This window comes from Pseudomonas sp. Leaf129, from assembly GCF_001423465.1.
In the GTDB taxonomy this organism is placed as follows: domain Bacteria; phylum Pseudomonadota; class Gammaproteobacteria; order Pseudomonadales; family Pseudomonadaceae; genus Aquipseudomonas; species Aquipseudomonas coleopterorum.
The window spans coordinates 596,692-615,618 of record NZ_LMOC01000006.1; the positions used below are offsets into that span (position 1 = coordinate 596,692).

Sequence of the window (18,927 nt, forward strand, 5' to 3'; positions counted from 1 at the left end):
TCAAGAGACCTCGCCATCGCTAGAATTGCGCACTTTTTGATCAGAGGCGTACCCAGCGCCCGCCTGTGCGGCCCACGAGGCCCTATCGATACCGAGGTTAGCCATGTCCACCACTCCTTCGTCGGCCGCTCCAAAGGTCGGCTTCGTCTCGCTGGGTTGCCCCAAGGCCCTGGTCGATTCCGAGCGCATCCTGACTCAGTTGCGCATGGAAGGTTACCAAGTGGTACCGACCTATGAAGACGCCGACGTCGTGGTGGTCAACACCTGTGGCTTCATCGACACCGCCAAGGCCGAGTCGCTGGAAGTGATCGGCGAGGCGCTCAAGGAAAACGGCAAGGTCATCGTCACCGGCTGCATGGGCGTCGAAGAGAATGCCATTCGCAAGGTGCATCCCAGCGTGCTGTCGGTCACCGGCCCTCAGCAATACGAGCAGGTGGTCAACGCCGTGCATGAAGTGGTGCCACCGCGTCAGGACCACAACCCGCTGATCGACCTGGTACCGCCGCAGGGCATCAAGCTCACGCCGCGTCACTATGCCTACCTGAAGATTTCCGAAGGCTGCAACCACAGCTGTAGCTTCTGCATCATTCCCTCGATGCGCGGCAAGCTGGTCAGCCGCCCGGTGGGCGATGTCCTGAGCGAGGCCGAGCGCCTGGTCAAGGCCGGGGTCAAGGAAGTGCTGGTCATCTCCCAGGACACCAGCGCCTACGGCGTGGACGTCAAGTACAAGACCGATTTCTGGAACGGTCGCCCGGTCAAGACGCGCATGCTCGAACTGTGCGAAGCGCTGAGCAGCCTGGGCGTCTGGGTCCGCCTGCACTACGTGTACCCCTACCCCAACGTCGACGACATCATTCCGCTGATGGCCGCCGGCAAGATCCTGCCGTACCTGGACATCCCGTTCCAGCATGCCAGCCCGAAAGTGCTCAAGGCGATGAAGCGCCCGGCCTTCGAAGACAAGACCCTGGCGCGCATCAAAAAATGGCGCGAGCAGTGCCCGGATCTGATCATCCGTTCGACCTTCATCGTCGGCTTCCCAGGCGAGACCGAAGAAGACTTCCAGTACCTGCTGGACTGGCTGAGCGAGGCCCAGCTGGACCGCGTCGGCTGCTTCCAGTACTCGCCGGTCGAAGGCGCGCCGGCCAACCTGCTGGACGCCGACATCGTTGCGGACGACGTGAAGCAGGACCGTTGGGACCGCTTCATGGCGCACCAGCAGGCGATCAGTGCGGCACGCCTGCAGATGCGCATCGGCAAGCGTGTGGAAGTGCTGATCGATGAGGTCGAGGAACAGGGCGCTGTCGGCCGCTGCTTCTTCGATGCGCCGGAAATCGACGGTAACGTGTTCATCGACGATGCCACTCACCTCAAGCCGGGCGACAAGGTCTGGTGCACCATCGTCGACGCCGACGAATACGATTTGTGGGCCGAACTGGCCTGACTCCAGGCGCTCTGACCCACCGTGCAAGCAGGCGGCGACCGAACCGGTTCGCCGTCGCGCCCACTCCCGTTGCCGGTCGCTGGGTAATCTGCGCGGGCTTAACCGCCGCCAGACAGTTACACTAGCGCCCTTTCCCAGCTACGGCCGCAGTCATGTCTGAACCCATTCGTCTCTCCAAACGCCTCATCGAACTGGTCGGGTGTTCCCGCCGCGAGGCTGAACTCTTCATCGAAGGCGGCTGGGTGTCCGTTGACGGCGTGGTGGTCGACGAACCGCAGTTCAAGGTGGACACGCAGAAGGTCGAGCTCGACCCGCAGGCCAAAGCCGAAGCGCCGGAACCGGTCACCCTGTTGCTGCACCAGGCGCCGGGACAGAGCGCCGAAGAGGCGCTGGCCACCCTTGACGCGCAGACCTTGTCCAGCGAGCACGCCTTCGGCAAACGCCCGCTCAAGGGCCACTTCCTGCGCCTGAGCTGCGCGGCCGAGCTGCCGGCTAACGCCAGTGGCCTGCAGATTTTCACCCAGGACTGGAAGACCCTGCGCAAGCTGACCGCCGACGCGGCCAAGATCGAACAGGAATACGTCGTGGAAGTGACGGGCGAAATGAGCCCCCACGGCCTCAATCGCCTCAATCACGGCGCGCTGTACAAAGGCAAGGCACTGCCGGCGGTCAAGGCCAGCTGGCAGAACGAGACACGCCTGCGCTTCGCCCTGAAGAACCCTGCACCGGGCGTATTGCAGCAACTGTGCGCCAGTGTCGGCCTGACCATCGTCTCGATCCGCCGCATCCGTGTCGGTGGGGTGTCGATGGGCAAGCTGCCGCTGGGCCAGTGGCGCTACCTGACGAGCAAGGAAAAATTCTGAACCCTCTCTTTTTCCGGCGCTGCCTGGGCAGTGTCGTTCAACCAGGACCTACACCATGATTCACAACGATGTACTGCGCAGCGTGCGCTACATGCTCGACATCAGCGATGGCAAGGTGGCTGACATCACTGCCCTGGGCGGACTGGAGATCAGCAAGGCCGACGTCATCGCCTACACCAAAAAGGACGAGGAAGAAGGCTTCGTGCATTGCCCGGACGCGGTCCTGGCGCACTTTCTCGATGGCCTGGTGATCTATCGCCGTGGTCGTGACGAGAACCGCCCCGCTCAGCCGGTCGAGCTACCAGTGACCAACAACATCGTGTTGAAGAAACTGCGCGTGGCCTTCGAGCTCAAGGAAGACGACATGCACGCCGTGCTCAAGTCGGTGGACTTTCCGGTGTCCAAGCCCGAGCTGAGCGCCCTGTTTCGCAAGTTCGGTCACAACAACTACCGTCCCTGTGGCGACCAGTTGCTGCGCAACTTCCTCAAGGGCCTGACCCTGCGAGTCCGCGGTTAAGCCCCATGGCCTATAGCGTCGAACCCATCGGTTTTGTCCGCTCCTGTTTCAAGGAAAAATTCGCCATCCCGCGCCAGCCCCAACTGGCGCCGGCCGCGCGTGGTGTGCTTGAGCTGCTGCCACCGTTCGATCAGGGCGAGGCTGTGCAGGGGCTGGAAGAGGTCAGCCATGTGTGGCTGCTGTTCCTGTTCCATGAGGCTCTGGAAGACAAGCCACGTTTGAAGGTTCGTCCACCACGGCTGGGGGGCAACCAGTCGATCGGCGTCTTCGCCACCCGCGCTACCCATCGGCCCAACGGCATCGGCCAGTCAGTGGTGCGCCTGGACAAGATCGAAGGCTCGCGCTTGCACCTGTCCGGTATCGATTTGCTGGACGGCACGCCCGTGCTGGACATCAAGCCCTACGTGCCCTATGCCGATAACGTGCCTGGCGCCGTCAATGCGATCGCCAGCGCCGCGCCCGCGCTCATTGCCGTGCAGTGGCAGGAGGCCGGTCTGGCGCAGGCCCGAACGCATGCCGCTCGCCTGCAGCAGCCCTTGGTCGAACTGATCGAACAGTGCCTGGCCCAGGATCCGCGTCCGGCGTACCAGAAACCCGCGCCGGAGCGCGAGTACGGTGCGCGGTTCTGGGATGTGGACGTGCGTTGGCATTATCCGCAACCCGACCTGATTCGTGTGCTGGAAGTGGTGTTGCCCTAGACCTTTTCACAGGCCACAAAAAAACCGCCCTATGGCGGTTTTTTCAGGATGCTGCTCAGCCGCTTACTTCTCGACGAAGGCGCGCTCGATCAGGTAGTCACCCGGCTCACGCATGCGTGGCGAAACGGTCAGGCCGAAGCTGTTGAGCACTTCGCTGGTCTCGTCGAGCATGCTCGGGCTGCCGCACAGCATGGCCCGGTCGTCCTGCGGGTTGATCGGCGGCAGGCCGATGTCACTGAACAGCTTGCCGCTGCGCATCAGGTCGGTCAGGCGGCCTTCGTTCTCGAACGGCTCGCGCGTCACGGTGGGGTAGTAGATCAGCTTGTCGCGCAGGGCTTCACCGAAGAACTCGTTCTGCGGCAGGTGCTCGGTGATGAACTCGCGGTAGGCGACCTCGTTCACGTAACGCACGCCGTGGCAGAGAATGACCTTCTCGAAGCGCTCGTAGGTTTCCGGGTCCTGGATGACGCTCATGAACGGCGCCAGGCCAGTGCCGGTGCTCAGCAGGTAGAGGTGCTTGCCCGGCTTCAGGTCGTCGAGGACCAGGGTGCCGGTGGGCTTCTTGCTGATGATGATCTCGTCGCCTTCCTTGAGGTGCTGCAGCTGCGAGGTCAGCGGGCCGTCAGGCACCTTGATGCTGAAGAACTCCAGATGCTCTTCCCAGTTCGGGCTGGCGATCGAGTAGGCGCGCATAAGCGGGCGGCCGTTGGGCTGCTGCAGGCCGATCATCACGAACTGCCCATTCTCGAAGCGCAGGCCCGGATCGCGGGTGCACTTGAAGCTAAACAGGGTGTCATTCCAGTGATGAACACTGAGTACACGTTCGTGGTTCATGTTGCTCATGTACGGGGCTCCTAGAAAAAGCGTACGCCTGACAGGGGCGCGAGTGCGCAGTAGTTTACGGGGATCGACAATATCTGTTAAATGGATTATTGAGATATGGGTAATCGGTTATATAGATATGCGATTCACACTCCGCCAATTGCAAGTCTTCGTCACCGTGGCCCAGCAGGAAAGCGTGTCGCGCGCTGCCAACCTGCTGTCGCTGTCGCAATCGGCGACCAGCACCTCCATCACCGAGCTTGAGCGGCAATCGAGCTGTCAGCTGTTCGACCGCGCCGGCAAGCGCCTGAGTCTCAACGCCCTGGGCCATCAATTGCTGCCCCAGGCCGTGGCCCTGCTCGACCAGGCCAAGGAAATCGAAGACCTGCTCAACGGCAAGTCCGGATTCGGCTCGCTGGCGGTGGGCGCGACCTTGACCATCGGCAACTACCTGGCCACTTTGCTGATCGGCCGCTTCATGCAGGTGCACCCGGAAAGTCAGGTGAAACTGCACGTACAGAACACCGCCAACATCGTCCAGCAAGTCGCCCATTACGAAATCGATCTGGGCTTGATCGAAGGCGACTGCAGTCATCCCGACATCGAGGTGCAGCCCTGGGTCGAAGACGAACTGGTGGTGTTCTGCGCACCGCGTCACCCATTGGCTCGCGTATCCAGCGCCAGCCTAGCGCTGCTGACCCAGGAGGCGTGGATTCTGCGCGAACAAGGCTCGGGCACGCGCCTGACCTTCGACCAAGCCATGCGCCACCATCGCCTGGCACTCAACATCCGCCTCGAACTGGAACACACCGAAGCGATCAAGCGTGCCGTGGAGTCCGGGCTGGGCATCGGCTGCATCTCGCGACTGGCCTTGCGCGACGCCTTTCGGCGCGGCAGCCTGGTGCCGGTGCATACGCCCGAACTGGATCTGGCGCGACAGTTCTACTTCATCTGGCACAAACGCAAATACCAGACGTCAGCGATGCGCGAGTTTCTCGAACTGTGCCGCGCCTTCACCGCCGGCGCCCAGCGCAGCGACGAAATCGTGCTGCCCGACATCGCCTGACCTCAGGCGCCGGTCACAGCAGAATCACTGCCCACACCAGCACGATCATGGTCAGCGCGACGAACTGGGCGGCGCTGCCCATGTCCTTGGCATTCTTCGACAACGGGTGACGCTCCAGCGAGATGCGGTCGATGGCCGCCTCGATCGCCGAGTTGAGTAACTCCACGATCAACGCCAGCAGACACACGGCAATGAGCACCGCCCGCTCAACGCGGCTGACCTGCAGCAAAAAGCTTACGGGCACCAGCACGACGTTGAGCAGTACCAGTTGGCGGAACGCTGCTTCGCCGGTGAACGCGGCGCGCAGGCCGTCAAAGGAGTAGCCGGTGGCGTTGAGAATACGTTTGAGGCCGGTCTGGCCCTTGAAAGGTGACATGCGCGACGATCCGGAAAGGGAAAACGGCCGACACTGAAACGTTCGGCATTGAAAGAGGTGACGGTACAGCTCAGTTCGCGGAGGTGGACTCCAGTTGTTGCAACAGCAAGGCGGCCTGGGTGCGAGTCCGCACGCCCAGCTTGCGGAAGATCGCCGTCACATGGGCCTTGATCGTGGCTTCCGACACGCCCAGCTCGTAGGCGATCTGCTTGTTCAGCAGCCCTTCGCAGACCATGGTGAGCACCCGGAACTGTTGCGGCGTCAAGCTGGCCAGTCCTTCGCTGGCAGCCTTGGCTTCAGCCGAGACGCTGACCGCCTCGAACGCCTGCGGCGGCCACCACACCTCCCCATCCAGCACATCACGCACGGCGGCCTGGATGGTTTCCAGCGGACTCGACTTGGGGATGAAACCACTGGCGCCAAATTCACGCGAGCGCACCATGACCCAGGCGTCTTCCTGGGCCGAGACCATCACCACCGGGATCTGCGGGTACTGGCCACGCAGCAAGACCAGTCCCGAGAAGCCATAGGCGCCTGGCATGTTGAGATCCAGCAGCACCAGGTCCCAGTCGGCCTTTTCATCGAGACGCCCCTCGAGCTCGGCAATGCTCGCCACCTCGACCAGACGTACGTCCGCGCCCAGTCCCATGGTCAAGGCCTGGTGCAGCGCACTGCGGAACAGCGGATGGTCGTCGGCGATCAGGATTTCGTAAGTGGCCATCGATCACAGGATTCCAGGAAATGAAGCCGCTCGGACAGTACCGCCCGATTCGGCGCCAAGAATGCCGACCCCGCTCATGGTGGTCAAGCGACTCCACGGCCAGAGTCGACTCGGATTCGACACAGTGCCCGGAATTATAGGTAGTCGGCCAGGAACCGATGCCCCGCATCCGTCTCGTCGACGGGCTCCTGAAATTTCGCCGCCAGGTAGTGTGCACTGAACACGTCCAGATAGGCATCCAGCACTCGCGCTGCCGCCTCGTCCCCGGCCAACTCCAGACACAGCGCGGCCACCTCGGCCGTGCAGAAGTGATCATCACGCTTGGAACGGCGCAAGGTGTAGCGCGACAGTTGCTCAGGCGCCAGGCTCAGCACCGGCAGCGATGCCAGATAGGGGCTCTTGCGGAACATCTTTCGCGCTTCGGTCCAGGTGGCGTCCAGCAGGATGAACAGCGGACGCCGGCCGGGCTGGGGAGTCACGCTGTTCGTCACCCGCTGCGGCTCGACGAATTCTCCGGGAAAGACCAGGTAGGGTTGCCACTGTGGGTCGGCCAGCAGCGCCAGCAACTGTGGGTCGACACCCACCCGCGACCACATGAAGGCATGGGTGTCGGCGATCACGTCCGCGATCAGCCAACCGGTATTGCTGGGCTTCATGGGTTCGACGTCATGCATCAGTAGACACATGGCCGACTGCGCAGCGACGCTGGGGCGCCAGGCGCACAGACAGTACTGGGGAATGACCCGGCAACGCGGGCAGCGCGGCGCACGCGAACCCCTTGCGGTAAATGGCTGGGTACTGCGCGCCAGACGCTCGCTGCGCAGACGGAAAACGGCATGGCTCATTGCAGATCACGCTGGGAACTGGGGCGCGGATTCTAGCAGAGCTGACCCTGGCAGCGATGCCGATGGTGAGCGGACGTGTCGCACCGTATAATCCGCCTACCCTCAGAGGTGGGTGAACGCCTGTACCATCGACAGGTCATACGCCCACTTGTCTTGCCCGGCTTTTTGCCCAGGAGTGTTTCATGCTGCGCTTTATCGCCCCATCCTTCGCCTTGCTGCTTGCCCTGCCGCTGGCCGCCCACGCTGCCTCGTTGAAGGAGATGGAGCTGTCGAAAAACCTGCAGAAAGTCGCTCAGCAAAGCAGTGTGGGTACGCCGCGCGCAATCAACGAGGACATCCTCGATCAAGGTTTCACCGTCGAAGGCAACCAGTTGATCAACCATCTGAGCGTTCGCGAAAGCCAGGCCGAAGAGATGCGCCGTGATCCCAAAACCGTGTACCTGCAGCTGGGTGCCAGCGTGTGTCGCAACAAGGGATTCCGCAACCTGATGGCACAGGGCGCCGTGATGCGCTACGACTTCACCGAATACAAGACCAATCGCACCATCGGCACTCAGTCCTACACCGCCAAGGATTGCGGCAAGTAATACTCTGAGAAAAGTAACGGTGCTCCTCGACGAGCACCGCTGACTCAACGGCAAGGATCAGTCCAGATCCTTGCCGTTGAGTAGACGGGAAATCAGCTCCATCGGGTAGCCCCGATACGCCAGAAAGCGTGTCTGCTGAGCCCGCTCCTTGGCTTCAATGGGAAGCCTGGCAGCGAACTTGCGCTCCCAGACATCACGCAGCTGTACCCCCCAATCGAATCCGCTTTGACGAAGTGCCTGCTCGACATCAGCCCGCTGCAGACCGCGCTGGGTCAGGTCTTCGCGTATCCGCGCAGGCCCATAGCCCGAGTTGGCTCGGTAGCGAATGAAGCTTTCCAGATAACGCGCTTCGGACAACAAGCCTTCGTCGGTGAGACGATCAAGCTCGGTGTCGATCATTTCGGGAGAGGCGCCGCGCTGACGCAATTTGCGCGTCAGCTCGACTCGACCGTGCTCGCGACGTGCGAGCAGGTCCATGGCAGACCGTCGCACGGCGACGGGTGTATCCAGTACGACAGGTGGCATGGGCTAATCAGAAATCAGCTTCTGCTTCAGCCGTGTCTGCAGCGGGTGCAGTCGCCGCCGATGCCTTGTCTGCTGCCGCCTTGTCGGTACCACCGGTCAGCAGTTTGTCGCGGATCTGCTTCTCGAGAGTGGCCTTGATTTCCGGGTTGTCTTGCAGGAACTTGGCCGAGTTGGCCTTGCCCTGACCGATCTTGCTGCCCTGATAGCTGTACCAGGCGCCCGACTTCTCCAGCAGACCATTGGCCACACCCAGGTCGACGATTTCGCCGTTCAGGTAGATGCCCTTGCCGTACAGGATCTGGAACTCGGCCTGACGGAATGGCGGTGCCACCTTGTTCTTGACGACCTTGACGCGGGTTTCGCTGCCAACCACTTCGTCGCCTTCCTTGACTGCGCCGGTACGGCGGATGTCCAGGCGAACCGAGGCGTAGAACTTCAGCGCGTTACCACCGGTGGTGGTTTCCGGGCTGCCGAACATCACGCCGATCTTCATGCGGATCTGGTTGATGAAGATGACCAGGCAGTTGGCGTTCTTGATGTTACCGGTGATCTTGCGCAGCGCCTGGGACATCAGGCGTGCCTGCAGACCCACGTGCATGTCGCCCATCTCGCCTTCGATCTCGGCCTTGGGTACCAGTGCGGCCACGGAGTCGACGATGATCACGTCGACCGCGTTGGAGCGCACCAGCATGTCGGTGATTTCCAGCGCTTGCTCGCCGGTGTCCGGCTGGGAGACCAGCAGGTCGTCGACGTTGACGCCCAGCTTGCCGGCGTATTCGGGATCCAGCGCGTGCTCGGCGTCGACGAAGGCGCAGGTTGCACCGGCCTTCTGAGCCTGGGCGATGACCGAAAGCGTCAGCGTGGTCTTACCCGACGATTCCGGGCCGTAGATCTCGACGATCCGGCCTTTTGGCAGACCGCCGATACCCAGCGCGATATCCAGACCGAGCGAACCGGTAGAGATGGCCGGGATCGCTTGGCGATCGTGGTCACCCATGCGCATGACGGCGCCCTTACCGAATTGACGTTCGATCTGACCCAGGGCCGCAGCCAAGGCACGCTTCTTGTTGTCGTCCATTGAAGTCCTCACGTAATCAATAAGGCCTGACGGCCAGAACACCTGTATAAGTAGCCAGTATTATTCCACATACCACGCCCCTCGCCTACCCCGGAAACGGTTTTTCTCCAGCGGCAAGGTGTAACAAACCCTGAAGGGCAGCGACCACGGTTTGCCGGCGCACGGCGTCGCGGTCGCCGGCAAATTGCTCGCGCCGGCTGAACACCCGAGTGCCGTCGGCCCAGGCCAGCCACACCGTGCCCACCGGCTTCTCCGCCGAGCCACCGCCAGGACCGGCGACGCCACTGACCGCCACGGCGAAGCGTGCTCTGCTGTGCTGCTGAGCACCGCGCACCATGGCTTCGACTACCTCGCGGCTGACGGCACCGACCTGTTCGAACAGCTCGGTCGGAACCTGTAACTGGGCGGTTTTCTGCGCATTGGAATAGGTGATGTAACCCGCTTCGAACCATGCCGAGCTGCCGGCGATTCGTGTGATGGCTTCGGCAATGCCACCGCCTGTGCAGGACTCCGCCGTAGTGACCTGGGCGCCGAGGGCAAGCAGGCGCTCACCGAGGTCGGCAGAGAGTGAGGTCGAGGCGTCCATAGCAGCTCCTTGATGAGGCGGCCAACGAGGCTACGCCCTCGCGCCATGCAGGTCAAAAGTCGCCGTGGCCTGCCTGAATACGACCGAGCCGACGGACATTCGTGCGACTGCGTCTGCGCTGCCAACGTCCTACATCGCAAAAAAAATCCCTGTACTATTGGCAACCTGCCTTACGTCCCCCAAGACACCCGCGAGCTAAGTCCTTGAATGTCCGATTTTTCTAACCACACCCCGATGATGCAACAGTACTGGAAGCTGAAGAACCAGCATCCTGAACAGCTGATGTTCTACCGCATGGGCGATTTCTACGAAATCTTCTACGAAGACGCGAAGAAAGCGGCCAAACTGCTCGACATCACCCTGACTGCCCGCGGGCAGTCGGCGGGGCAGTCGATCCCCATGTGCGGTATTCCCTACCATGCGGCCGAGGGTTACCTGGCCAAGCTGGTCAAGCTGGGCGAATCGGTGGTGATCTGCGAGCAGATCGGCGACCCGGCGACGAGCAAGGGGCCGGTCGAGCGGCAAGTGGTTCGCATCATCACCCCGGGCACGGTCAGCGACGAAGCGCTGCTCGACGAGCGTCGCGACAACCTCATCGCGGCCGTACTGGGCGACGAACGTCTGTTCGGTCTGGCGGTATTGGACATCACCAGCGGCAGCTTCATGGTCATGGAGCTGGCGGGCTGGGAAAACCTGCTGGCGGAGCTTGAGCGGATCAATCCGGTCGAGTTGCTGATTCCCGATGACTGGCCCCAGGGGCTGCCGGCCGAGAAGCGCAAGGGCTCTCGCCGCCGCGCCCCATGGGACTTCGAGCGCGACACCGCGCACAAGAGTCTGTGTCAACAGTTCGCCACCCAGGACCTCAAGGGCTTCGGTTGCGAGAAGTTGACCCTGGCCATCGGCGCCGCCGGTTGCCTGCTCGGCTATGCCAAGGAAACCCAGCGCACTGCCCTGCCCCATCTGCGCAGCCTGCGTCACGAACGCCTGGATGACACGGTGGTGCTGGACGGTGCCAGCCGTCGCAACCTGGAGTTGGACACCAACCTGGCCGGTGGGCGCGACAATACCCTGCAATCGGTCATCGACCGCTGCCAGACCGCGATGGGCAGCCGTCTGCTGACGCGCTGGCTCAATCGCCCACTGCGTGACCTCAAGGTGCTGCAGGCACGCCAGGGCTCGATCAGCTGCCTGCTGGAAGGTTACCGCTTCGAAAGTCTGCAGCCCCAGCTCAAGGAAATCGGCGACATCGAGCGAATCCTCGCGCGGATCGGGTTGCGCAATGCCCGGCCGCGGGACCTGGCGCGGTTGCGTGACGCCCTGGCCGCGCTGCCCGAGCTGCAGGTGGCGATGGCCGAACTCGATGCGCCGCATCTGGCGCAGCTGGCGGCCATCGCCGGGACCTATCCAGAGCTGGCCGATCTGCTGGCCAAGGCGATCGTCGACAACCCGCCTGCGGTGATCCGCGACGGCGGTGTGCTGAAGACCGGTTACGACAGCGAGCTGGACGAACTGCTGTCGCTCAGCGAGAACGCCGGGCAGTTCCTGATCGATCTCGAAGCGCGCGAAAAGGCGCGTACCGGCCTGTCCCACTTGAAGGTGGGCTACAACCGTGTGCACGGGTACTTCATCGAACTGCCCAGCAAGCAAGCCGAGCAGGCACCGGCGGACTACATCCGGCGGCAGACGCTCAAGGGCGCCGAGCGCTTCATCACTCCAGAGCTCAAGGCCTTCGAAGACAAGGCGCTGTCGGCCAAGAGTCGCGCCCTGGCGCGCGAGAAGTCGTTGTACGAAGCACTGCTGGAAAACCTCATCGGCCATTTGCCACCCTTGCAGGACACTGCAGCAGCGCTGGCCGAACTCGATGTGCTGAGCAACCTGGCCGAGCGCGCCCTGAACCTGGACCTCAATCGTCCGCGCTTCGTGGAGGAGCCGTGCCTGCGCATCGGCCAGGGTCGCCATCCGGTTGTCGAGCAGGTGTTGACCACGCCGTTCGTGGCCAACGACCTGAGCCTGGACGACAGCACTCGCATGCTGGTGATCACCGGTCCGAACATGGGCGGTAAGTCCACCTACATGCGGCAGACCGCCTTGATCGTGTTGCTGGCGCACATCGGCAGCTTCGTGCCGGCGGCCAGTTGCGAGTTGTCGCTGGTCGACCGCATCTTCACCCGAATCGGTTCGAGTGACGATCTGGCCGGCGGTCGGTCGACCTTCATGGTGGAAATGAGCGAGACCGCGAACATCCTGCACAACGCCACCGAGCGCAGCCTGGTGCTGATGGACGAAGTCGGTCGCGGCACCAGCACCTTCGATGGCCTGTCGCTGGCCTGGGCTGCCGCCGAATGCCTGGCCGAACTGCGCGCCTACACGCTGTTCGCCACTCATTACTTCGAGCTGACGGTGCTGCCGGAGAGCCAGCCACTGGTGGCGAACGTGCACCTGAGCGCTACCGAACACAACGAACGCATCGTTTTTCTGCACCATGTGCTCGCCGGTCCCGCCAGCCAGAGTTATGGTCTGGCGGTAGCGCAGTTGGCCGGCGTGCCAGGCGCGGTGATCCAGCGGGCCAAGGAGCACCTGAGCCGTCTGGAAACCACCAGCCTGCCCCACGAGGCCCCGACGGCCGCGCCTGGCAAGACCGCTGCGCCGCATCAGGCCGACCTGTTCGCGAGCCTGCCACACCCGGTACTGGAGCAGCTTGCCAAGACCGATATCGATGGACTGACCCCGCGCCAAGCGCTGGAATTGCTCTATGCACTGAAGAACCGGGTCTAACGCTTATTCCTACAAGCTGCTAGAATCCCGCGCGGTTTGGGAATGCCAACGGCTATTAGCCTGGTCTGCGGCTGCCTGTCCCAAACCAAGCGGCCCTGTGAAGGGCTTCGCTGCCGCCGCCTGAGGAGAGAAATAGAAATGACCTTCGTCGTCACCGACAACTGCATCAAGTGCAAGTACACCGACTGCGTGGAAGTCTGTCCGGTGGACTGCTTCTACGAAGGCCCGAATTTCCTGGTGATTCACCCGGATGAGTGCATCGACTGCGCACTGTGCGAGCCAGAATGCCCGGCCCAAGCCATCTTCTCGGAAGATGAGGTGCCCGAAGACATGCAGGAGTTCATCCAGCTGAACGTGGAGTTGGCCGAAGTCTGGCCCAACATTACCGAGAAGAAGGATGCACTGCCTGAAGCCGAAGAATTCGACGGCGTCAAAGGCAAGATCAAGGATCTGGAGCGCTAAGTCGCACCTGCTGCCCCGCGCCAGCCCCGTTCGGCCGCAATCACTGAGGTGACGCCCGTTCGAGCGGCTGGTGGTTTGCTTCCCACCCAAAAAAAAGACAAAAAAAAGGGGCGGTAATGAGCCGCCCACCTTTCCCTGTCCCTTTTATCCCTGTCATCGTCCTGATGAATCGCGTCACTGCGATATCCCTTTTGGGCACTCGATCCTGAGCACCTGTGTCGTCCCTGAACACGCCTTGATATTAACGTATCCAGGAGTTAAGACAACTGCGGCTGATTCTCGCGGGAAGCTGACTTTGTTGTCAGATTATTGAATAAGTTGCAGCGGAACAGACAGTTGCAACCTGCGGGATTTCAAATTACGGAACTTTGACTCGCTTTATAGCCAAAGGCTTACATAACGTCGCCAGAAATACTGACAATCACCTGCAACATTACAGCGACCAATAAAAACGCCCCTGCGAAAGGGGCGTAGTCGTTGGCCATGTCGGCGAGCCTATTGAAACAGCGACTCACTGGACAGCCCGTTCTTCTCGAGTATCTCGCGCAATCGTTTGAGGCCTTCCACCTGGATCTGGCGTACGCGTTCGCGGGTCAGGCCGATCTCCAGACCGACATCCTCCAGCGTGCTGCTCTCGTGCCCGCGCAGGCCGAAACGGCGCACCACCACTTCGCGCTGCTTGTCGGTCAGCTCGGACAGCCACTGGTCGATGCTCTGTGACAGATCGTCATCCTGCAGCAGCTCGCACGGGTCGGTGGGCCGGTCGTCGGTCAGGGTGTCGAGCAGGGTCTTGTCCGAATCCGGCCCCAGCGATACGTCCACCGAAGACACACGTTCGTTGAGCCCAAGCATGCGCTTGACCTCGCCCACGGGCTTTTCCAGCAGATTTGCGATTTCTTCGGGGGACGGTTCGTGGTCGAGCTTCTGCGTGAGCTCGCGCGCGGCGCGCAGGTACACGTTGAGTTCCTTGACCACGTGAATCGGCAGGCGGATGGTGCGGGTCTGATTCATGATCGCCCGTTCGATGGTCTGCCGGATCCACCAGGTGGCATAGGTCGAGAAGCGGAAGCCGCGCTCGGGGTCGAATTTCTCGACCGCACGAATCAGCCCCAGGTTGCCCTCCTCGATAAGGTCGAGCAAGGACAGGCCGCGATTGACGTAGCGACGGGCTATCTTCACGACCAGGCGCAGGTTGCTTTCGATCATGCGCTTGCGACCGGCTGGGCAGCCGCTCTGGGAAAGCCGTGCGAAGTGCACCTCTTCTTCGGGTGAAAGCAGAGGCGAAAAGCCGATTTCATTCAAATACAACTGGGTCGCGTCGAGCGCCCGTGTGTAATCGATGTACTTGTGCTGTTTGAGCGATGTGGAACTGCGGGCCTTGGTGCGAACCGCGGGTGCAGCAGGTTCTTCGTCCGACATCACATCCAATACGATGCCGGGTTCCATAAGGAGCACCTCATCGTCGATGTCAAACCCCGGCGCTTCTTTGCTGAGAGCCATTGTTATAGTCCTTTGCTGAGTTCGACCTCAAGCTCCAGCGGCGCCAATCTCCATGGCAGCGCTTGAGCCCGTCCCCACTACGTGAAGGAACAGGCTGGCAGTGCAAATCAACGACGTGGCAGGAACTGCAGCGGATCTACGGGCTTGCCCTGGCGGCGAATCTCAAAATGCAGCTTCACCCGGTCCGTCCCCGTTGAACCCATTTCGGCAATTGTCTGACCGACCTTGACCTGCTGACCCTCCCGAACCAACAACCTGCGGTTGTGACCGTAGGCACTGACGTAGGTATCACTGTGTTTGATGATGACCAACTCGCCGTAGCCCCTCAATCCACTCCCGGCGTAAACCACAGCACCATCAGACGCAGCAAAAACAGGCTGTCCCAAATCACCGGCGATATCAATTCCTTTATTCAAACTACCGTTTGAAGCGAATTTGCCGATCAGAACACCGTTGGCTGGCCATGCCCAACCACCCTGTATGCGCTCGCCAGCGGGTACCGGCGTGGGCGAAGGCACGGGGATGGCAGCGCTGCTGGTGGTCGTGGTCGGCGCCGTGGTCAACGGTCGGCGAGTGACGGTGGTACGGCTCGAGGACGACGCCGAGGCGCCACTCTGGGTGGTGACCACGGTGGTCGCTGGCGTGCCCGAGCTACCGTCGAAGCGAATCACCTGACCGGGGCGAATGGTATAGGGCACGGGAATATTGTTGCGCGCGGCCAGAGCCTTGTAATCCCAACCATAGCGGAAGGCGATGGAAAACAATGTGTCGCCGCGCTTGACCGCGTATTGGCCGGTGGTCACGGGCTGGCGCTGTGCCGCCTTGGCTGCATTGTTGCGATCGACCACGCTGACCTGGCTGGAGGTGCTGGAACAGCCGGACAGAAAGGCTGCGACCGCAACCCCGAGCATCAGGAGCTTGAAGCTCGAACTACCTGCACGCTGCCCAATGATTGTGAGGCTCACCCGCCGCTCCTTTGTTGTGGTGACAAAAAAATATCCAACTTCACTGCTCGCCTTCGACGCGCCTGGATGCAGGCTCTGGCCGTACCTGCGCCACGACCCGCTGTCAGACAGGCGGCGGGCAGCAGAATTCACTCCGCACGGTCACACCGATCACGCCAACGGACCGTTGAGCAACGGCACGAAACGTACCGCCTCCAGGACATGCCGGGAGAAGCCGTGCTCTTCGCGTACGATCAGCATCAATTGCTGGACGTCGCCGGAGCCTACCGGAATCACCAGCCGACCACCGAGCGCGAGTTGATCGAGCAAGGCTTGCGGAACATCGGTTGCCACGGCGGTCACGATGATGCCGTTGTACGGCGCCAGCGCAGGCCAGCCCTCCCAGCCATCGCCCCAGCGGAACACCACATTGCGTTGATCGAGGGCCTGCAGGCGCTCCTTGGCGCGATCCTGCAGGACCTTGATCCGCTCCACGGAGAATACCCGCTCGACCAGTTGGGCCAATACGGCTGTCTGATAGCCCGAACCCGTGCCGATCTCCATGACCTTGTCCAAGGGACCCGCCGCGAGCAACAGCTCGCTCATGCGCGCGACCATATAGGGCTGGGAAATGGTCTGGTTGTGGCCGATGGGCAGCGCCGTGTCTTCATAGGCGCGGTGGGCAAGGGCTTCGTCGACGAACAGGTGGCGAGGCGTGCGGCGCAGCACTTCGAGCACCTGGGTATTGGCCAGGCCTTCGTCGCACAACCGCTGGATCAGGCGCTCGCGGGTGCGTTGCGAGGTCATGCCGATGCCGTGGTGCTGATTGTCTCTATTACGCATCAAGCGAGCCCCTCGAGCCAGCCTTGAACCTGTTCGAAGGCCTGGTTGAAGGTACGGTCCAGTTGCAGCGGGGTGACCGACACGTAGCCCTGCATCACCGCATGGAAATCGGTACCAGGACCGCCGTCCTCGGCATCACCGGCTACCGCGATCCAGTAGCCAGGCTTGCCGCGCGGGTCGACCATGCGGATCGGTGCGGCGGCTCGGGCCCGATGGCCCAGACGGGTCAGGACCATGCCGCGAATGCGGTCGATCGGCAGGTTGGGAATGTTCACGTTGAGCACGGTACGCGGCGGCAGATTCAACTGGTCACGGGCCTCGATGAGCTTGCGCGCGTAGTACGCAGCGGTCGGCAGGTGCTCGGACTGACGCGACAGCAACGAGAAGGCAAACGAGGTGTGCCCCAGGAAGCGCCCTTCAAGGGCGGCGGCCACAGTGCCCGAATACAGCACGTCGTCGCCCAGGTTGGCGCCCAGATTGATGCCTGAAACCACCAGATCCGGCTCGAAGGGCAACAGGCCGTTGAGGCCCAGGTGCACGCAGTCGGTGGGCGTGCCGTTGACGCTGATGAAGCCGTTCGGCAAGGTCTGCGGGTGCAGCGGCCGATCCAGCGTGAGCGAACTACTGGCGCCGCTGCGGTCCTGGTCGGGGGCGATCACCGTGCACTGGGCGTAGCCCTGCAACACGTCGTGAAGCGCGGCGAGGCCGGGGGCGGTGACCCCATCATCGTTGGAAATCAGAATACGCATGGACTTTCCGTCTGCCCTGTCGGCACCAGATCGACGAGTTCGCGCACCACGACAGTGGCGAAGCAACCGGCCGGCAGGACGAAGTGCAACTGCAGGATGTCAGGCTCGGGATAATGCCACGTCAGCTCGCCAATGGGCAGCCGCAGAATGCGTCGCTCCTGCTCCAGACCGGCCCGGGCGAGCCAGGCGCAGAGAGATGGATGCTGACCGGCCACGGTGTTTTCCAGGTCGGCGCAATGGCCGCCGGCGGCCGAAGCGCCCTCGCCCCACAGCGCTGCGGTGGGGTGCAGGTCGAGGATGTCCAGTCGCGGGTCGCTGCACTCGGCTTCACCGGCCACAAAGAAACTGCGGCTGTCGGTGAAGGCCAGCAAATCACCGACCTGGGCTCGGTTCCAGGTACCGTCAGCAACACGCGCGGCGAGTATCTGGTTGAACAGAAAACTGCGCGCCGTGGAGAGCAGGCGCGAACGCACGTTGCGTTGCTCGGGCAGCGCCTGGCGTTCGGCGTACTGCCGAGCGTCGTGCAGGTTGCCGCCCTGAAAACCGAAGCGCTGGGTGCCGAAATAATTCGGTACGCCGGCCTGCCGGATTTCTTCAAGGCGCGCATCGAGTGCTGTGCGATCGGCCTTGAGCGCGGTCAAGCGAACGGTGAAGCCGTTGGCCGAGTGGGCGCCGCGCTGCAATTTGCGCGAGTGCCGGGCGTGCTTGAGGATGACCAAGGTGTCGTTCTGCGCAGCACTCAGGTCCGGATCGGCCTTGCCAGGCAGATGCAGGCTGAACCACTGCCGGGTCAGCGCCTGGCGGTCCTTCAGGCCTGCGTAGCTGACGGTGCGCAGCGGTACGCCAGCGGCCTTGGCCAGGCGGCGGGCCGCTTCTTCGGTATTGAGGTTGCGTTTTTCGACCCATAGCCAGAGGTGCTCGCCCTGACCGGACAAGGGGATGTCCAGCACTTCATCGACCTGGAAATCTTCGGCGCTGGCCTTGAGTACGGCGCTGCCCAGGCTGTCGCCTGAAGCTCGCGGGCCGAGCAGTTCGAGTTCGGTCATGCGCGCAGCAACAAGGCGACCGCATGCACGGCGATACCTTCCTCGCGCCCGGCGAAGCCCAGCTTCTCGGTGGTGGTCGCCTTGACGTTGACCTGGTCCAGCTCCACGCCCAGATCGGCGGCGATCCGTTCCCGCATGGTTTCGATGTGCGGCGCCATCTTGGGTGCCTGGGCCACGATGGTTGCGTCGACGTTCCCGACTTTCCAGCCTTTCTGTGCCACTACCGACACCACATGACGCAGCAGCACACGGCTGTCCGCGCCCTTGAACTGCGGATCGGTGTCCGGAAAGTGCTTGCCGATGTCGCCCAGCGCAGCGGCGCCGAGCAAAGCATCGCTCAAGGCGTGCAGCACGACATCGCCGTCGGAATGAGCCAGCAGGCCGAACTTGTGAGGGATTCGCACGCCGCCCAGGGTAATGAAGTCACCCTCGGCGAATCGGTGCACGTCGTAGCCGTGGCCAATACGCATAGAAAAAACGCCC

The 18,927-nt window shown here is 62.3% G+C and carries 21 protein-coding genes; 8 read left to right on the plus strand and 13 right to left on the minus strand.

Annotated features, from left to right (window positions below; translation table 11 throughout):
* Positions 1-103 precede the first annotated feature (103 nt).
* The 4 genes from rimO to tsaA all read left to right on the plus strand — a co-directional run bounded on the left by rimO (position 104) and on the right by tsaA (position 3,519).
* Positions 104-1,441, plus strand: a complete 1,338-nt coding sequence (rimO, locus tag ASF66_RS10770; RefSeq protein ID WP_049862251.1) for a 30S ribosomal protein S12 methylthiotransferase RimO — start codon at positions 104-106, stop codon at positions 1,439-1,441.
* 152 nt (positions 1,442-1,593) lie between these two features.
* A complete protein-coding gene (locus ASF66_RS10775) occupies positions 1,594-2,304 on the plus strand; it encodes an rRNA pseudouridine synthase (RefSeq protein ID WP_056843834.1) in 711 nt (236 codons plus the stop codon).
* Positions 2,305-2,359: 55 nt separating this feature from the next.
* Positions 2,360-2,821, plus strand: a complete 462-nt coding sequence (locus ASF66_RS10780; RefSeq protein ID WP_049862253.1) for a DUF1456 family protein — start codon at positions 2,360-2,362, stop codon at positions 2,819-2,821.
* Between the two features lie 5 nt (positions 2,822-2,826).
* Complete coding sequence (tsaA, locus tag ASF66_RS10785) at positions 2,827-3,519, plus strand: tRNA (N6-threonylcarbamoyladenosine(37)-N6)-methyltransferase TrmO (protein WP_049862254.1); 693 nt, start codon at positions 2,827-2,829, stop codon at positions 3,517-3,519.
* A 63-nt stretch (positions 3,520-3,582) separates the two neighbouring features.
* On the opposite strand, the gene fpr is transcribed toward tsaA, so the two are convergent.
* A complete protein-coding gene (gene fpr / locus ASF66_RS10790; RefSeq protein ID WP_002554680.1) occupies positions 3,583-4,362 on the minus strand; it encodes a ferredoxin-NADP reductase in 780 nt (259 codons plus the stop codon).
* 118 nt (positions 4,363-4,480) lie between these two features.
* On the opposite strand from fpr, the gene ASF66_RS10795 reads away from it, so the two are divergent.
* Entirely contained in the window at positions 4,481-5,407 is a 927-nt protein-coding gene (locus tag ASF66_RS10795) for a LysR family transcriptional regulator (RefSeq protein WP_056843835.1), read from the plus strand.
* 13 nt (positions 5,408-5,420) lie between these two features.
* On the opposite strand, the gene ASF66_RS10800 is transcribed toward ASF66_RS10795, so the two are convergent.
* The 3 genes from ASF66_RS10800 to ASF66_RS10810 all read right to left on the minus strand — a co-directional run bounded on the left by ASF66_RS10800 (position 5,421) and on the right by ASF66_RS10810 (position 7,349).
* Positions 5,421-5,783 (minus strand): diacylglycerol kinase, encoded by a 363-nt coding sequence (locus tag ASF66_RS10800; RefSeq protein WP_056843836.1) that lies wholly within the window; start codon positions 5,781-5,783, stop codon positions 5,421-5,423.
* Positions 5,784-5,853: 70 nt separating this feature from the next.
* Positions 5,854-6,504, minus strand: coding sequence for a response regulator transcription factor ErdR (gene erdR / locus ASF66_RS10805; RefSeq protein ID WP_049862258.1), 651 nt, complete (start codon positions 6,502-6,504; stop codon positions 5,854-5,856).
* A gap of 134 nt (positions 6,505-6,638) precedes the next feature.
* Positions 6,639-7,349, minus strand: a complete 711-nt coding sequence (locus ASF66_RS10810; RefSeq protein ID WP_056843837.1) for a tRNA-uridine aminocarboxypropyltransferase — start codon at positions 7,347-7,349, stop codon at positions 6,639-6,641.
* 182 nt (positions 7,350-7,531) lie between these two features.
* Between ASF66_RS10810 and ASF66_RS10815 the strand changes: the two genes are divergently transcribed.
* Complete coding sequence (locus ASF66_RS10815; RefSeq protein WP_049862260.1) at positions 7,532-7,936, plus strand: PA3611 family quorum-sensing-regulated virulence factor; 405 nt, start codon at positions 7,532-7,534, stop codon at positions 7,934-7,936.
* A gap of 57 nt (positions 7,937-7,993) precedes the next feature.
* Here the strand turns inward: ASF66_RS10815 and recX are convergent, their stop codons facing one another.
* From recX to ASF66_RS10830, 3 genes are all read right to left on the minus strand, one after another.
* On the minus strand, positions 7,994-8,461 hold the full coding sequence (gene recX, locus ASF66_RS10820) for a recombination regulator RecX (protein WP_082484628.1): 468 nt from the start codon (positions 8,459-8,461) through the stop codon (positions 7,994-7,996).
* Between the two features lie 7 nt (positions 8,462-8,468).
* Positions 8,469-9,539, minus strand: coding sequence for a recombinase RecA (gene recA, locus ASF66_RS10825; protein ID WP_043185156.1), 1,071 nt, complete (start codon positions 9,537-9,539; stop codon positions 8,469-8,471).
* Positions 9,540-9,624: 85 nt separating this feature from the next.
* Entirely contained in the window at positions 9,625-10,125 is a 501-nt protein-coding gene (locus ASF66_RS10830; protein WP_056843839.1) for a CinA family protein, read from the minus strand.
* Between the two features lie 207 nt (positions 10,126-10,332).
* Between ASF66_RS10830 and mutS the strand changes: the two genes are divergently transcribed.
* Together mutS and fdxA are read left to right on the plus strand one after the other, a co-directional pair.
* Positions 10,333-12,900, plus strand: a complete 2,568-nt coding sequence (mutS, locus tag ASF66_RS10835; RefSeq protein WP_082484629.1) for a DNA mismatch repair protein MutS — start codon at positions 10,333-10,335, stop codon at positions 12,898-12,900.
* A 138-nt stretch (positions 12,901-13,038) separates the two neighbouring features.
* A complete protein-coding gene (fdxA, locus tag ASF66_RS10840) occupies positions 13,039-13,362 on the plus strand; it encodes a ferredoxin FdxA (protein ID WP_043185148.1) in 324 nt (107 codons plus the stop codon).
* A gap of 495 nt (positions 13,363-13,857) precedes the next feature.
* Here the strand turns inward: fdxA and rpoS are convergent, their stop codons facing one another.
* The 6 genes from rpoS to ispF form a co-directional block, all read right to left on the minus strand.
* Positions 13,858-14,862: an RNA polymerase sigma factor RpoS gene (gene rpoS, locus ASF66_RS10845; RefSeq protein WP_049862264.1), complete on the minus strand. Its 1,005-nt coding sequence runs from the start codon at positions 14,860-14,862 to the stop codon at positions 13,858-13,860.
* A gap of 107 nt (positions 14,863-14,969) precedes the next feature.
* Entirely contained in the window at positions 14,970-15,827 is an 858-nt protein-coding gene (locus ASF66_RS10850; protein WP_056843841.1) for a peptidoglycan DD-metalloendopeptidase family protein, read from the minus strand.
* 150 nt (positions 15,828-15,977) lie between these two features.
* Positions 15,978-16,613 carry a protein-L-isoaspartate(D-aspartate) O-methyltransferase gene (locus ASF66_RS10855; RefSeq protein WP_162240085.1) on the minus strand — a complete coding sequence of 212 codons (636 nt, stop codon included), beginning with the start codon at positions 16,611-16,613 and terminating at the stop codon, positions 15,978-15,980.
* 35 nt (positions 16,614-16,648) lie between these two features.
* A complete protein-coding gene (surE, locus tag ASF66_RS10860) occupies positions 16,649-17,398 on the minus strand; it encodes a 5'/3'-nucleotidase SurE (RefSeq protein ID WP_056843843.1) in 750 nt (249 codons plus the stop codon).
* Positions 17,386-18,444 carry a tRNA pseudouridine(13) synthase TruD gene (gene truD / locus ASF66_RS10865; protein WP_056843844.1) on the minus strand — a complete coding sequence of 353 codons (1,059 nt, stop codon included), beginning with the start codon at positions 18,442-18,444 and terminating at the stop codon, positions 17,386-17,388. The genes surE and truD overlap by 13 nt, the downstream gene beginning before the upstream one ends.
* Complete coding sequence (gene ispF / locus ASF66_RS10870) at positions 18,441-18,914, minus strand: 2-C-methyl-D-erythritol 2,4-cyclodiphosphate synthase (RefSeq protein WP_049862269.1); 474 nt, start codon at positions 18,912-18,914, stop codon at positions 18,441-18,443. Before ispF ends, truD begins: the two co-directional genes overlap by 4 nt.
* Positions 18,915-18,927: the final 13 nt, after the last annotated feature.